A 15266-nucleotide genomic window follows, 5' to 3' on the forward strand; every position below is an offset into this window, starting at 1 on the left:
GGTGAGGCAGCGAAATTTACGACTGCTGGCTGCAAACCGACTTCGGAAATCCCGAACGGCACCATTCCCGCCCTGTCTACGCCGCCCGAGCCAGGCTCACGCTGCTCCCACTGAGCGAAAACTTCGTCGATGCCAACGAGTTTGGGCAGCAAACGAACTTTCGCGGCCGCGCTGTCGGGTCCAGCCAGCCGCTGGATCGTCTCGACGGCTGCCCCCACGTCGACCCGTCGCCCGTCCACCGTCACCTGGGGCAACCCGGCCTGGAAGTGGAACCCGTCCATGGTCGTGCCGCGGCCCCGGATTTTGACCGTATTGACGCTTTCGACCTCACCGCCGGTGTCGTCATCTTCGTCCAGGAATATCTTGCGCTCCCCGAACGGAACCTCTTTGGCGACTTTGCGTTCGTTGACAGCCAGATCATCCATCTGGTCGAGCTTGAGTTCCACATTGCTGGTGAAAAGCTTGCTCATTCCCGAGGTGAATTTGTTGGCCACCCAGCCGCTTGTCGACACAATGCAATGCACGCCGACGTCGGGCCCTTTAGCCAAAATGCGCTCCACCTCAGGAACCAGCAGCAACTCCCAATTCTTCACGAATGTCGGCCAGCCGTCGATCACGAGGAACACATCACCGAAAGGATCATCCCGAGGAAGCTCACCGGCGGCACCGCCAAATTTGCGCTCCCGCAGCTTGGTCAGCGTCAATCCCAGCTTGCTGAAGGCTTGCTCGCGCTGATCGATCAGCGCCAGCATCTCGGCGATGATTCGTTTGACCTGCTCGACATCATCCTCACGCGCGAAACCACCGACATGCGGCAAATCCCGTACCACGTTCAGGTCCGGGCCGCTCAGTGCAATCACGTAAAACTGAAGCCGCCGAGGACTATACAACAGCGCAGCACCGGAGATCATCGTGGCGATGGCCACCGTCTTGCCTGAATTGCCCATACCGACGACCGCGCAGTTCCCTTCAGCCAAGTTCGGCGCATAGACAAGCTGGCGGTGATCGCGCGGTCGGTCTTCAATCCCGACCGGGAACATCAACCGCGAAAGCTCACTTTGCGCCGCACCGTAGTCGACATCCCACGGTTGGCCCCGCAACCGTCGCACCAGCTCTTCAACAAGCAACGGCTCCAGCGGAGGTAGCCACATCGGCTGCAGCGGAGGAAGATTCAACCGGTTCAGACACTCCACCGTGGCCTGCACTTGCTTGACGGTACGGCCATCAGCGCCAATGACCGCACGCGGTTCGACACCATCGCCCTGATCGGCTTCAACGTCGCGCACCGTCTGTAGCGCAGGCATACCGACCGCCTGAAACTCCTGCGGCTCAACGTAACCAGCTTCTTGCCGGGCAGCAGCCGCCGCAGCCCGCTGGGGCGGGACGTAACTCTTCAGCACGAACGCGGTCTGAAAGCGGGTCAAGTTCTTGCTCGCGCCGACCTTCAACAGCCCCGCGCCGGCCGGCTTTTTAGGCAAGTGGTTGGCCTCGTCGCAGCCCAACACCTCGTGGGAATCGGTGTCGCCGACCGTGCGCAGCGCCACCCGCACCGGGATGTTGCTCATGATGCCGCCCTGCATCTGGTGACCCAGCCGTTGCGAGCCCATCACCAACCGAAGCCCCTGCGAGCGGCCCTGGCGACCTACCTCGTCCATGACCGCTTTGGCGCCGTCATGTTCGGCGAACATCTGCGTAAACTCATCGACAACCAGCAACAGGTGTGGCATCGGCCGCAGCTTCTCTTTCTTGTGGATGCGCAAATACTCATATTCCGCGATGTCACTGACCCCAGCCCGGTCCAGCCAGGACTTGCGGCGCTCCATCTCGCCGTAAAGCACATCTTCCATACGCACGATCCACAGACGGTCGTTACGCAAGTTGCTCATCGCGGCCACGGTGTGCGGGAACCCTGCCACCAAATGCGCCAACGCACTACCTTTGAAGTCGAACACCGCGACCTTCAACGAGTCAGGCGAATGCGTTAAGCACGCCGAGGTGATCAGCGCCGTCAAAAAGACCGACTTACCGCTTCCCGTCGTGCCCACGACGACGACATGATGGCCCATTCCTTCGAATTCGTGCGTCTCCTTCAAATCGAGCGCCACCGTCTGGCCGTTGCGTGGATCTATCCCGATGGGGAACCGCATCCACTCCCGGCCCCACTGCAACTCGCCCTCATCGTCTTGCAGCGGCGGACCCAGCCGGGTCGCTGCCCAAGCCTCCTCGACATCGATATTGCCTGGGTCAGGGTGACCGAGAATCTCATACAAATCAACGACTTTCGACGTAGCGACAGCCGAGGTTTGAGCTATCCGCGAATCCGCATGGTAACGCGCCATTTTCCGCGCAAACGCGACCGCGGACGCTGTGTCCAACGTGTCTGGGAGCGCGAAAAACCCCGCCTCGTCATATGCCCCGTCGCGCTTGACGTGCAATGTGAACTCAGCTGTCATCTGCCCCACCCTCCTTAACCACCACACGCACGAAGGTCACCCCCGCAACCCCCCCGACACCCCTGCGATTCAACGTATCCCACTCACTGTCCACACGTAGCTGGTCATTGATTACCAACCAGTGCGGCCGCACCTTGTCTCCGGCGCCCGGGTCTCCGTAATTCTTTCGGGCCCCGTGCAGCTCGTGACCTACCGCAGCGTCCATCGCCGCCGGCGAGGTCCACACCATCCGCAAGGGCCCGCCACTGTCAAACAGCTTGTCGTGCTGGCAGTGTGGCAGCCACTTGACCCAATCCCATCGCGCCGGCTCGTCGGTGACCACCATGATCTTCAAGTCTTGCGGTGAATGAAAACAGGCCGCCTGACAAATCATCGCCCGCACTACACCATGCACGGTATCCGGCCCGTCCTCACCTACCAACGTCATCAACGGGGTCGCTTTGAGCGAAAGCGGTTTGGCGATACCACTAATCTTGGATTGCTCTAACAAGAATTTCCGCAGCGCGTCATAACAGACGGGCTCGTAATCGGCCGACTCTCCCAACCGCGGCTTAGCCAGCTTCTTCGCCAAATCCGAAGTCCCAGTGCCGAAACGCACAAATCCGAAGTGCATCGCCAAGTCCTCGGCTGGACTAGAGCGCTCCCACATCCGCGGCGACCCAACCAACCCACGCAGCAGCGACGGCTCAGGATGCAGAAACTGGTAGTTGGTGAACTGGCGCTCAGCGTCGCTTTGGATCACATCGCGTGTCTGGTCAAGCTCATCCATGTACACACGGCGCTCTTCTTCCTGCGCCTGCGGAGACAACGCTTTATCACCGCCGCCAAAGCGGCCCTGCATAAACACCCCGGCGAACGACACAATCATCATCACCGGCACAAACAGCGAGAACAAGCTCATCGGACCCGAGCGCAGCCCAGGTTGGGTCAATATCATCGCCATCATGCCCAAAAACGCCGCGCCCATGACGGCAGGCAATATAATCTGCGCCTTGGTCAGCGGCAGTCGGCGCGGTGCGATCGGAGAATCCGGCACTGACTGCACACCGCCGTCAACCTTGGGCGCCGCCATCCGCCGAGACGGGCTGAAACGAATCGTCGACATAACCAGCTTCCCCTTTACCCGCCAGCCCGTACATTGGTCTTCGTCGGCAACACCGCCACAGCATCTGACGGGCTGTGCACCGTCAACGCCGCCGCCCGAGACAGCTCCGGCCCCGCAGGCCACACCTGCAGCATCGACCACGGCGCTGGACGTACCTGAGATAACACCAGCCCCAACGCCTGCACGCTGTTGTCGTCAAACGGGACACCATAGCGCGACCCGGTAGAACTGATCACCCACATCGTTTCGCGGGCAGGCGAATCCAACGCCTGACCAGTAGTGCTAACAAACGTCGAAGCGCTATCACTGAGCAAGACCTGATTGGCTTGCACCCCGCCATTGCCCGCACCCACTAGCGGCACCAATTTCGACCGCTGATCCGCCCGTATGGGCAGCCCCCGGCCCGAGATCACCGCCAGCCTCGCCTGGCGTTCGCTCACACTCCACTGCCACGCGACACACGACACTGGCCGACTGCCCGCATCAACCAAGCGAACCGGCGACCGTGGGTAGTACTCCACGTCAAGAACATGACGCACCGCAATGTGAGCCAGACGATCCGGCGAGACCTGCGGCGGGGTCGCCAAACCGAACGAATCATGTTGCCGCAGAATCGAAGCCACCACCGGCGAGACTTCTTGAACCCCGTCCGCCAGCACCACATAGAAACGGTCCGACTGCGCGGCCACGTCCCGGCTCGCTACCACCGCACCGATCACGACGCCTGGACCCAAATCCACCTGAGCGGGTCCGCCAGCGCCGGGCACCACCGGAACCACCAACGGTCCGCCCGCCGGCAACGCATCAAAGAGCGCCCGCGACATCCCCGTCACCTTCGCTGCGGGCGCAATCCCCAGCGGCCCGGCGACCGCTGACTGAGACAGATCGATCGGCATCCGTACACCATTTGTCACCAGGTATACCTGCGGGCCGTAAGACAGCAACAAGGCCTCACCGCCCGCCAGTTCCCCCGCCCCCTCACCCAGCGACAGCTGCCCATCAATCCCGGTCACCTGCGGCGAACCATCAATGGTAGTCGGCGCCGTGTCGCACACAGCCCAGCGTGAAACCTGAGGCGACAGCACCGCAGGTGTCTCCACCGGAGCGCCCTGAATTCCCACAGCCGGCCCCTTCGGCCACTTCGCGATCTCCCCCGGCGCCACGAACGTCGGCCGATCCGGCTCACCAGCAATTAGTTGCGCCGAGACCAGGTTCAACGCCGGATACAGGCGCTTGTCGACGACGACAAACAAAGCCCCCGATGAACGATCAGCAACGATCTTCGACGAGTCGTCGATCACCCCAGCCGGCCGAAACCACCCGTAGACGAACGACCCCACCACCAGCACCACACCCAACACCGCCGACAGCATCAGCAGCGTTCGATGCCAACGAACCGGATTGACCTCCATGCTCACCGAACGGCGCAGCAACGCAAACGACAAGCGTCGCCGCACGAAGAAATGACCCGAAACCTGCGTCTTGGACGCCAACTTCAACGGCACACCGGCACCGTACCGCCAATCACTACGCCCCCGCTACCAAGGCGTCCAAAATGGATGAAACCCCAGCCTAGAACCAGCCACAACACCAAAACCGGCGGAAAGGTCCTTTACACGCCAGACCACGGGAATTTCGTCACGTGACAGGATTCACGAAGATCCACGGTCAGACGCTGCAGCCGACTTCGGACTCGACCGCGCGCAACAGCAAGTCAAACTTCGAGGCGAAATCACCGGGGTAGGCGGCGGCCGCAGCGTAAACCATATCTGCGACATCGGCCGGGCGCCGCTCCCATCCTTGCAGCAGTTCCATCGTGCGAGCGGTAACCCATTGCGCCTGATAACGCTCGCGATCTCCCGTGGTGGCCTCCGGCCGCGGCCTATTCGCGCTGAGGTTCACGTAGTAGACGGTTGAGGCGATCCGGTAATGGCTCCACGCATCCTCGGAAATCTCATCGCCGGTGCCCAGCGCGTCCCACATCTGCCGCAGCTCCGGCGTCATCTGCTGGGACCTCTTCACCGTCTCCATCATCTGATCGGCGAGGCTCACAACCGCGCGGTTTTCAACGACACGCGCCTCGGGACCCGCCGCGGCCATCTCCTGCAGCCGAGCGTGCAGCTCCGGGTGCAGGGCTTCCAGTCGATGCATGTGCATATCGTCGAGAGTCGGCCGGACGTAGACTCTCTCCTCCAATTCCCGTTGACACACCGCGTATTCAACACCAGGCGCCCGACCGAACGGACTGTCCGCAGTCACCGCCATGGAGACCAGATGCGTACCGCCGCGGCCTCGCAACCTTGCGTATTCGGCTAAGACCTCAGCGGGATCCGACGCCCCGAACCAACGATCCCGAAATTGATTGTCCACCAGCTTATCTGCGGCCAAAAGGCGCGCAGTACGCGGCAAAAACACTCCCTGCGGAATGTAGCCGAAGCCTTCATTGGACATCACCACACACTCAGTGGGCCCACCAGCCTCACGGCGAAACACCCCCACTGCCCACTCAATGCACGCGTAGTTAACCACATCACTGTCACGACGAAGCTTGCGCGCCAACGCTTTTGCAGTTGCCAACTCAGCGGACTCCGGGCGCCCGCGCTGCCGGGAACCAGCCCCGGCACTGGCAACACTTGCGGGCACAACCACCGCACCTGAGCCGGCACTCGAGCCCCCCGCTGGCCCCGCAGACGCGGACGCCCCGGCACCCGATGTACCGGTGTTGCCGGCCGGGACGACCGGTGCCGAAGCACTCGCGCCGCCCGCAGCCACAGGGGCGGCCGGAGCGCCCATCCCCGGAGGCGGAAGCATCATCGCCGCTGGTGCACCACCAGCTGGAGCGGCCGCGTTAGTCAGCCCCGCACCCGCGGGACTGACCGCCGCCGGAGCTGCGCCCGCCGACGCCACCCCCGCCGACGGAACACCGGCACCTGACGTGATGCCCGCCGCTGGAGCTGCGGAGGCCTGCCCCGCGGCCGGAGTCCCCGTGCCCGTCGCGGGCGCCAACGACCCCAACGCCGATCCTGCGGAGACGCCCTGAGAGAACGCCGGCCCCAACTGAGCCGAAGCCCCAGCTGCCGGAGTGGCGCTGGCAGGCAGGTTGCCCAACCCAGCGGCCTGCGTACCGGGCAGCTGACCTAAACCCCCCGGCAGCCCGCCCAGACCTCCTCCAGAGCCCAGCCCGCCCATGCCACCCGCACCCGGCATCGACCCGCCGAGCCCAGACATCGACGTCAACCCCGGCGGGAAACTTACCGACTGTATGCCGCTTCCACCGCCACCCCCAGGCATTTGGCCAAAGCCTGGGAAAGGGCTCGAGAGCGCCGGAGCAGGGGTTTGCCCGGGCGGCGTCGGGGTTCCATCTTCACCCGGTACGGCGCTGCGCTGCCCATGCGGCGTATGTACTCCTGCCGGCACGTTACCGTCATCGCCATTCGCTGCGCCGGGAGTTCCGTTGTCATCGCCCAGCCCGGTGCCCTGCTTGCCGGGCGGGACGGCGATGCCGTCACCGCCGTTGACGGGAAGGACGGGGTATTGAGGTGCCGATCCGCCCAGCCGTGAGGTCAGTGCCGTGATATCCGTGCCTGCGGTGTGCTCGAAAACGCCAGCTTTGGCCGTCGCGTCCCCTACGAAACTGGTAGTCAGAGCCCGCGCGCGGGTGTGCCATCGCACAACGATCTCTTGCTGTTGTACCGGGTTCTTGGCCTGCGATAGTTCAGCGTTGGCTTTCACCACAATGTTCTGCTGGGCTGTGTGCGCGTCCCGGTAGACCCCCGCCACGCCGTTGAAATAGTCGGCCGCCGCGCCGTAGATCCCGGCCATGCGACCATAGTCAGCAGCCAATTGCCGATTCTTCTCGTGGCCAGCCTCGAAACCGGGCGATTGCGCGGCTTCTTCTCGTAGCGCGTTGGCGGCCCTTAGCTGCTGCTCTAGCTCACCAACCTTCTCGGCCAACGCCTTGTAGTGCGCGGCTTGGGTCTCTAACGGCTCGGCTGCCGGCGGCACCATATCGGGCGTGATGATGATGTTGCCAGCGATGCTGGTAGCGGGCACGTCCGCCACGGCTCCCCCTTTTGGCCCGTTACCGGCAAGCGGCGTTGACCTTCGCTTCTGCGGTGTTTGCACGCTCGATCGCGGCATCCCGGAGGCTGCCCTTGCGATGGGTGGTGGCATTTTCCATATCGGAGCTCGCCGCCAAGTAATCGTCGATCGCTGACCGGATCGCTGCCGGTGTGTCGATCGGCAACTCGCGGCGCAAGAAGGCACTTTCCACCAAGATCACCCGCGCCTCTTTAGCCAAGGCCTCCTGAGTACCAGGATCGTTCCAGTCAGCAGGAGCATGCGCCACGGCATTGGTGGCGTCGTCCATGGTCGTCGCGCTCAACCCCCACAACTCGCACGCTTTCGCGCGCGCGGCTGCCACCTGGTCGGAACTGGGAGTAGCCGGCGACCACGGCACAACCACCGTGCTGGTAGCCGCCGATGGGGTCATCCAAGCCACTGTCGCAAGCGCAGCGGCCGCGGCCGCGACGACGAGTACCGCGACCGACGCGCCCACCGCCCCGCGGCCCGGCCCCACCGGAGGAGGTGGTGATGTTGGGAAAGGCGGCAGGGTGGGCGGAGCCGGTGTCCCTGCGTGGAGCGGGCCCAGGACAGTGGTCATATGCTCACGCCCGGATGCGGTGTTAGATCCTGAGTATTTTGATTGTCAGTTTCGACGACCTCGGTCAACGATTGATCATTGCGCTGAACAACCTTGCCACCGTACGGCGCCAGCGCCGCCCCGGCCCCCGCCACTTGCTGGTCTACCCCTGTGCTCGCTGTTACGCTCGGCGCCCACATCGAGGCCGCGTGAGCCGCCCCCAGTGCGGTGGCCGCCGCGCCGTGGGCTGCGTGCTCGGGCACCGACGCAGCAAACTCTGCGGTTGCCGAACCGGTCAACATGTTCGCCGACTGCGCGGCCGCAGGCACGACCTGAAGAATGCCCTCGGATTGCATCACTCACACACCTTGTCAAGCTGAGCGCCGACCTTCCTAAGCGCCTCCACGAACGGCTGGGCATCATGGTCAGAAAGCTGGCGAGTATGAGCATCCGCCAGCGCAATGACATCCGTGATGTACTCGTTGCTGATGTCTGCGACGCTCTTAGGCGTAGCCGGCGGTAGATGCTGTTGAATGTACTGCGTTTCCAGCATCGCCACGAGCTGGAAACTGGCCAGCGCAGCTTGGTATTGCGGTGACTGCCGGTCCTTCGCAGCGTTGAGGTAGTTCCCTTGAGCTGAATTCACGGCGCCTGCGGCCGCATCGCTGGCGTCGCAGGCTTCTTTTTTGGCCGCGGCGATTTGGTCGGGGCCGTAGCTGGGAGGCCGCGGGGGCGGCGCGGTGACGGTGGTGGTTGTCGCGGCCGGGGTTGATGCGGTCAGCTTGACCGCGCTCATCACTGTCGCACTGAGCGCCAAAAGCAGGGCAAGGGAGAGCATCACCCATACCCCGAGCCAGCCCGGCCGGCGACGCCGATACGGCGACGGGGGCGCAGGGATGTGCGCAGGCGGCAGGTAGTTGGGGGGCGGCGGCAACACCGCGGCACCAGTTGGCGCGCCGCCTCCACTGGTCGGGATGGGAGGACTGCCCGGTGCGACCGGGTAGCCTGGCTGCCCACCTGCCTGCGGATACATGCAATCAGAGTATCGCTGTCCTGCGACATCGGGCTACCATTGCGCCCAAATCCAGGGCCAAACGCTTCTTCTCAGGGGACTGTCCAGATTTCACTGTTCGGGTCGATGAAGGCTTGGACTGCGGCGTCGAGCGCTTCTTGGTCCTGGCCGCCGACGCTGGCTGTTTCGGCGGCGGCGGCGTTCACGGCCTCGTCGATCGTCGTGTTAATCAACTCGGCCAACGCCCCGTGTGAGTAGCGGGTGGTGCAGCCCTGAGCCAGCGACAGGGAGGTGAGCTGTCCTTGCGCGTTCACCGATAAGACGACGTCGCCGTCGCCGCCGGTGGCTTCAAGGTCGATGCCATCCATCTCCTCGAGCACCTTGGAGAGCATCGTTGACACCCGTTCCATGCGCGCTATGACACTGGCGGCTAGATTCTTATCCGCCTGATAGCCGCCGTACTCGTATACCGTCACTAGGCCTCGCAATGTTGTTGGGAACCAATGTGATTCTGCAGTTGCGCTAAGGCCGCTGTTACATGATCGATCTCTGCGATGACCTCGGCGACGCGTTCCTGATCGGCCTCGTTGCACTGGTTTACCCTCACGACGCGTCACCGCTGTTGGGATCGGGGTCGACGGGCCTGTTGCGTGACCTGATGGTCACCGTGCGCTTAGCGCCGCTTTTGGGGGTGGCAGCGGAGTCGACGGTGGCGGTGTGTCGAAGCGGGTCGCCGCGTTCGCCTTTGACCGGCTCCGAATGAGGTCGCGCTGGCATGTCAATTGACTTATCTGGGTCTTTCACGGTGCGGTTGGCGGCCCCGCCGCCGGCACCCATGCCCCCCATCGGCGGCATGAACATCGGTGGACTGCCCACACCGCTTTCTGCGGCGGCAGCGGTGGGACTCGGGGTCGGGCTGGCTCCGGCCAACGGGGGCGAGGCTGAAGCCGGTGAACTCATTCCGGACATCCCTGCGGCGGGCTTGAGATCAGCGCCGCCACTGGCCGCCGGGGCGGTCGCGCCGTCGTCACCGCTGCCTCCCCCAGCACCGCCGGCCAGGGAGTCGGCTGCTAGCTCATCACCTTGGGGGGTACCGTCCAGGCCGTCTTTGGCCCCGAGCCCTTGTGCTAAGCCGGCTACGCCCTGGGTCGCTTGCTGAGTCAATTGCTGGAGCTCTTGGCCCAGTTTCTGCGGTAGCTGAGCGGCCATGCCGACACCGGCCCCGAGCATGCCGGTCAACATTTGTGGCAGTGAGGAGGCCATTCCCGGCCCCGCACCTGCGTCTGCGGGCGCGAGCAGATTAGCGGCGGGATCACCGTCGCCTGCGTCCAGACCGTCAAGGCCTGCGGCGTCGGTGTCGGGGTCGGCCTCGTCCCCGCCGGTGCTGCCGGCATGCCCGCTGGTGGGTTTCGAACCCGGTCCCTGCTGCGCTGTCGATGACGGAGCGTCGCCCTGCCCGCTACCCGGCTCCACGATGGCGGGCGCTGGCGGCGGCCCCGGCGGCGCCTCGGGTATCTGCTCGCCGGTGTGATAGTTAGCGGCCACAACGTGGGTGCGGTTGGTGAGCTGGGTCAAGTTGCTGTGTGCCTGGGACACCGCGGCCGCCGACCCAGGACTGGGATAGGAGCTGTTGAGCGCTATCGCGTTGTGCAGCTCGCGGTGACGGTTAGCAAACTCCGTGGGCGTCGGAGTTGCCTGCTTGGCCTGTGTGAACCGGCCCTTGTGGTCGTCGGCGAGCTGCCCGACCGTATCGGCATGGCGGGCCATCTGCTGTGCCCAATCGGCATAACGATTCAGCGCCGCGGTGATACGCGGTGCCGCCTCCCCTTTGAGATGTTCCCCGACCGTTACCGCCCCGCGCCGGGCCGACTGCTCGGCCGCGCTGAATCCCTGTGCGAGGGCGGCGCATTCGGTCACGAAGGACGCCCCAGCCGCGGGCTGGCCTGCTTCCATGATCGCCGACGTGGCTTCCGCCGGGCGTGGGGCGGGCGGGGCGATCGGCACATCAGCAGCAACCAGGTTGACCGTGACCGCCGGTGTGAAGCCCGGCCCGGGCGGTGCCGCGTTTCCTTGCAAACTCACCACGGATCGATTGGCCTCGTCCATCTGCCCGTATGCCACGGCTGACTGCGTTATCGCCTGAGCGCCCGCGGCAAGGACCGCGGCCCCATCAGCGGCTCGCGACGCCATGACCGCCGCGTGTTCAGTGAGCCGGGCGGCCACGCTCGTCGACGTCTCGTCAGTGGCCAGCGGAGGATGCACCGGTGCCTGCGCGCCGAGCTCGGCGAGGGTGTCGGCGGCAGCGACCAGACCCGCGACCGCGCTTTGCAGCCCCGCAACATCGACCTGCAGCACCGCGGCCCTCCCTTCGTTGGTCTTCCTGACGCTGCCACTTATTGTCTAGAAATCGATCAGCGCCTCATAGCTGGCAACCTGATCCTCGGTGGGCAACGCGCTCGAAACCGTCACGTGTTGGGCCTCCCACTCCTGGCGCAGCGCCAACTGCGAACGTAAGTGAGCCAGTGTGTTCAATCTGATGATGCGGTTAGCCAGCTCAGCGTCGCTGAGCTGCATCGCGGCCGCCTGCAACTCCACACCTAAAGAGTTGCCGCTTCGACCCACCGCCACCACGATCGACTCATCGCGACTTGCGGCCTCGTACACCACGGTGTCGTAGTCGGTCGATGGCGCTTCAGACATGGCTCTAGTCCGTGGAAATGGTCAAATTCGCGCGGTTGGCAGTGTCCATCTCCGCCATCTGCGCCGCAGCCTTGCGAAGCTGTTGGGCCATGGCCTCATGCCGCTCTTGCTGGTCGCGCAAAGCCGTCTCCCGGTCGTTGACCGCGGCGACCGCAGCACGACGCGCCTCGTAAAACAGCGGTCCCCAGGATTGGGCCGCGGCCACGGCGTGGGCATGGTCAGCGCGGGCCTGCTCGCATGCCTCGGCAGCGTTTTCATGGGCGATCGCCCACGTAATCAGGTCGTCGGTGTTGACCTGCAAGGCCTGCTCGTTCACGGTCATTAGGCTACTCCCTCACGTTGCAGTAAAAGTCGCGCTTAAGTTGTCGGCGGCGCTGGTGCGGGCGGCGCCGGTGCGGTGGCCGCAGTGGTCACCGCGGTCGTTGTCGGGGTTGACTGTCGTGTCCACCCCAAGAAATTCGGGCCGGTCTCGAGCTGATCAATCGGAGTGACTTCACCGTTGAGCCACACGTGGTCTTTGTCGAGAGCCATGACCCGGTGATCGGTGTATTGGCCCACGTCGCCGAATTGCAACCGCGAGGGCGCAATCGGTGTGTTCACCGGGGAGCCCAGCGGCGGCAACTGAAGATTGGCCCCTGCATAGGCATCGTCGATGCTGTCCCCGGAGAGCACCGCGCGCCCGGCCTGTGCGAGGGCCCCATTGGCCGCCGTGCGCACTGATTGGTCGGGCAACTGAACCTGAGTCGACGGCGTCGGCGCCTGCCCGGGTGCTGCCGGTGCAGGCGGTGCCGGCGTGGTGCCACTGCCAGCGTTTTCAGTCCCCGCTTTGTCCTGTTTGTCGCCCTTGTCGCCCGGATCGTGCAGCCCGGCTGGCTGCGTGCGATCTTCAGACTTGTCGTCACTGATGTGCGAGCCGGACGGGTCCTTGAGCGGATCGGCGTGCTCATCAGAGGCCAGCTCCGGATCATGGCCGCCATCGCGGAGCGCCCCACCGATTGCCGACCCCAAATCTCCCAGCCCGCCACCACCGAGGCCACCGCCACCGCCGAGCGATGAACCGAGCGCGCCGGGCAGTGAGCCCAGAGCGCCCAGCGCAGGACCAGCCATCATGCCCAACCGTGACATCAGCGGGGCGGAGGCCAATCCGTCAAGCAATGGGTCACTGCCGCTGCCGGTACCGTCGCCCGCGCCTGCGGGCGTGTCCCCTCCCCCCGCTCCCGCAGGTGTGGGAGCGGGGTCGCCGCCGCTTGTGGTGCGAGGGTCATCGCCGGTCTTGTTTTGCAAAGCCTGGTAGCGCGCCGAGAGACCATCCAACACCCTCGCTTGTGAATCCGAGTCCAGCCCAGCGGTTTTCAGCACATTGAGGATGTCATCGGTCTTGCCTTGCAAAAACTCGGCGAACTGCTGCTGGCCGGTCGCAGTGTCAAGTGAGGGCCCCAGCTTGGTGACCTGGTCGATGACCTCTTGCTGCAAGCTTTGCAGCCGCTGACGACCCTCGGCGCTAGAGCTTGACGCCTGCAGCAGCGCGTCGGCGAGTTTGTCATCAGCGTCGTTGAGTGCCGAATGGTTCTTGGCCAGCGCCGCATCGAGGCGTTTGGCCGCCTCAGCCCCTGCCCCGCTGAGTCCTGGTGGGGGCAGCGGCGTCCCGGCCGGCGTTGTCGGGCCAGGCGACCCCGGAGGAGGCGGCGGAGGCGGTGAGGCCGGTTGATCGCGACCCAACGCCTTGTTGATTTCGGGCATCGGAGCCGTATCGGGATCAATGCCCATGTAGGTGAGCTTGGCCCGGTCAAGCTTGGTGAGCTCATCGCGCGACGTGACCGGAACGGTCGGCGCCGGGTCCCGTGGCAGCGGGCCGCTCGGTGCCGGGTTCTCAGGGAACGGTGACCCCAAAACCTCCGACACTCCGCCCAACACTTGGGACAGCGCTCTATCGGTCCAGACAGTCATGTTCGGGACGATAAATCCCGGGTGGCTTTAGCCGCTACCAACAACGACACATTCGTGAAAAACCGGCGCCCGGAGCATGTCCACGTGCCCTGTTGACTTTTGTTGTCTTTCAAGACACGCCGCACCAGATGCGCGGTAGTACCGCGTTGCCGGTGTAACACTTTGCGCGATAGCACCACCTGCCCCAACGGAAGGACCGCCTCGCCATCGCTGATAACGGCAACTACTCCACGTGCCGCACCACCCGTCGAGCGTCCTCAAATCGATTCTGGCACACACGGTTTCGCTGCTCCCACCAAAAGCGGTCGGCCTGCCGGGGCCTGTCCTGGAAGACACGCCACACCCGGTCACGCCCCCAGGCCTCAGCGATCCGCCGACCACACCGATCCGCACGGCCAGCCTAATCGGCACCTACGAAAGGAAGGGATGCCTAGCGCCGCAAGCCAAACACCCGCGTCCGCCCAGCTTTCGGCCGACGCCAACACATCTGAATAGCTGGAGTGATCGACCCCTGACATGACAAGAGCCCCGCCCAAGGGCGGGGCCGTGTCTGAGTTTCAAACCGAGGGCCAACTCGGTTCTGGGTCTTCACCCATATCCCCGGAAGGGACGTGTCTTGAGCGACTCGTCTCACGGTAGCGCATACCCGTCTGCCTTTCCAGACAACGGCGCGCTTCGTGACCAAATTTTGTCCACCCGATCCGTGGACTTATGCGCGCCCCCGCGTCGAGGGCACGGATCCCGGCCGCCGGCGTCGCGGCCACGAACGTATCGCGGCTGTAGCGCTGCTCGGCGCCGCCGCGGTGTCATCCGCACCACCCCGGTAGCCGAGGTGATGGATATCCGGCGCGGCCGCCGCCTGCGCGGCGGTGAGCTCCCGCCCGCGAGCCTTTTCGTCAACCTCGAACTCGAGGAGGGCGCCTACGCGGGAGTGCCCTGCTGGTCAGGTGGTGGCACTTACTGGGCGCACGTGACCGTCGCGCATGCCTACGACCACCGCTACAAGGCCATCAGATCCCAGATGACCTCGGGCGGCATCGCCAAACAGACCCTGATCCTGATCGCCGCCGCGTTCGCCCGCACCGCCGACGTCGACACCGGCCGCAACGCCCGGCCCACCAACGAACAATTACAGCGAGCCACCGGGTTTACCCAGCGCACTATTCAGCGGGCCCGGGAATGCCTGCGCCTTCTGGGCGTGGCCACCGAGGTCCTGCGCGGCCGCCAACGCACCTACATCGAACGCATGGCCTCCTGGCGGATGGGTGATCGCTACCGCGGCTGGGCCTCCGTGTGGGCGTTGCACGATAACGCCCAGCTCAACCGGGTTATCCACACGATGTCACCCCACCTGGAACGGTCCCAAATAACCACTCACACCTCACCTCAACAACGACTGGTTACTAC

The 15266-nt window shown here is 64.5% G+C and carries 12 protein-coding genes and 1 pseudogene; 1 reads left to right on the forward strand and 12 read right to left on the reverse strand.

The genetic code is table 11. The features are described 5' to 3' along the window. The 12 genes from AC2VOU_RS00340 to AC2VOU_RS00395 all read right to left on the reverse strand — a co-directional run. Nucleotides 1-2453 (reverse strand): FtsK/SpoIIIE domain-containing protein (locus AC2VOU_RS00340; RefSeq protein WP_486955561.1); only part of this gene is annotated, 2453 nt, incomplete at its 3' end. After that, nucleotides 2443-3558: a hypothetical protein gene (locus tag AC2VOU_RS00345; RefSeq protein WP_486955562.1), complete on the reverse strand. Its 1116-nt coding sequence runs from the start codon at nucleotides 3556-3558 to the stop codon at nucleotides 2443-2445. The genes AC2VOU_RS00340 and AC2VOU_RS00345, both read right to left, overlap by 11 nt. A 14-nt stretch (nucleotides 3559-3572) precedes the next feature. Beyond that, nucleotides 3573-5063, reverse strand: a complete 1491-nt coding sequence (eccB, locus tag AC2VOU_RS00350; RefSeq protein WP_486955563.1) for a type VII secretion protein EccB — start codon at nucleotides 5061-5063, stop codon at nucleotides 3573-3575. Between the two features lie 163 nt (nucleotides 5064-5226). Then, entirely contained in the window at nucleotides 5227-7620 is a 2394-nt protein-coding gene (locus AC2VOU_RS00355) for a hypothetical protein (RefSeq protein ID WP_486955564.1), read from the reverse strand. A gap of 19 nt (nucleotides 7621-7639) precedes the next feature. Continuing rightward, the gene (locus AC2VOU_RS00360) at nucleotides 7640-7942 is read right to left on the reverse strand and encodes a hypothetical protein (protein ID WP_486955565.1); all 303 of its coding nucleotides are present in this window, start codon (nucleotides 7940-7942) and stop codon (nucleotides 7640-7642) included. Nucleotides 7943-8217: 275 nt separating this feature from the next. Next, complete coding sequence (locus tag AC2VOU_RS00365) at nucleotides 8218-8556, reverse strand: hypothetical protein (RefSeq protein WP_486955572.1); 339 nt, start codon at nucleotides 8554-8556, stop codon at nucleotides 8218-8220. Continuing rightward, nucleotides 8556-9233, reverse strand: coding sequence for a hypothetical protein (locus tag AC2VOU_RS00370; RefSeq protein ID WP_486955566.1), 678 nt, complete (start codon nucleotides 9231-9233; stop codon nucleotides 8556-8558). The genes AC2VOU_RS00365 and AC2VOU_RS00370 overlap by 1 nt, the downstream gene beginning before the upstream one ends. A gap of 71 nt (nucleotides 9234-9304) precedes the next feature. Further along, nucleotides 9305-9622, reverse strand: a complete 318-nt coding sequence (locus tag AC2VOU_RS00375) for a YbaB/EbfC family nucleoid-associated protein (protein WP_486955567.1) — start codon at nucleotides 9620-9622, stop codon at nucleotides 9305-9307. A 193-nt stretch (nucleotides 9623-9815) separates the two neighbouring features. Next, complete coding sequence (locus AC2VOU_RS00380; RefSeq protein WP_486955568.1) at nucleotides 9816-11567, reverse strand: PPE domain-containing protein; 1752 nt, start codon at nucleotides 11565-11567, stop codon at nucleotides 9816-9818. Between the two features lie 45 nt (nucleotides 11568-11612). Then, complete coding sequence (locus AC2VOU_RS00385; RefSeq protein WP_486955569.1) at nucleotides 11613-11912, reverse strand: DUF2694 family protein; 300 nt, start codon at nucleotides 11910-11912, stop codon at nucleotides 11613-11615. Nucleotides 11913-11916: 4 nt separating this feature from the next. Beyond that, nucleotides 11917-12234, reverse strand: a complete 318-nt coding sequence (locus tag AC2VOU_RS00390; protein ID WP_486955570.1) for a type VII secretion target — start codon at nucleotides 12232-12234, stop codon at nucleotides 11917-11919. Between the two features lie 35 nt (nucleotides 12235-12269). Then, entirely contained in the window at nucleotides 12270-13859 is a 1590-nt protein-coding gene (locus AC2VOU_RS00395; RefSeq protein WP_486955571.1) for a DUF4226 domain-containing protein, read from the reverse strand. 835 nt (nucleotides 13860-14694) lie between these two features. Here AC2VOU_RS00395 and AC2VOU_RS00400 point away from each other — a divergent pair. Next, nucleotides 14695-15266 (forward strand): annotated as a pseudogene (locus AC2VOU_RS00400) (helix-turn-helix domain-containing protein); the annotation flags it as partial.

Source organism: Mycobacterium sp. TH-M25 (genome assembly GCF_057473665.1).

What these genes read in the sequence shown, in the direction of transcription:
- AC2VOU_RS00390 (WP_486955570.1), bottom strand. Translation starts at nt 12,234, where the DNA reads ATGACCGTGAACGAGCAGGCCTTGCAGGTCAACACCGACGACCTGATT.
- AC2VOU_RS00395 (WP_486955571.1), bottom strand. Translation starts at nt 13,859, where the DNA reads ATGACTGTCTGGACCGATAGAGCGCTGTCCCAAGTGTTGGGCGGAGTG.
- AC2VOU_RS00365 (WP_486955572.1), bottom strand. Translation starts at nt 8,556, where the DNA reads ATGCAATCCGAGGGCATTCTTCAGGTCGTGCCTGCGGCCGCGCAGTCG.
- AC2VOU_RS00345 (WP_486955562.1), bottom strand. Translation starts at nt 3,558, where the DNA reads ATGTCGACGATTCGTTTCAGCCCGTCTCGGCGGATGGCGGCGCCCAAG.
- AC2VOU_RS00370 (WP_486955566.1), bottom strand. Translation starts at nt 9,233, where the DNA reads ATGTATCCGCAGGCAGGTGGGCAGCCAGGCTACCCGGTCGCACCGGGC.
- AC2VOU_RS00375 (WP_486955567.1), bottom strand. Translation starts at nt 9,622, where the DNA reads ATGGAACGGGTGTCAACGATGCTCTCCAAGGTGCTCGAGGAGATGGAT.
- AC2VOU_RS00385 (WP_486955569.1), bottom strand. Translation starts at nt 11,912, where the DNA reads ATGTCTGAAGCGCCATCGACCGACTACGACACCGTGGTGTACGAGGCC.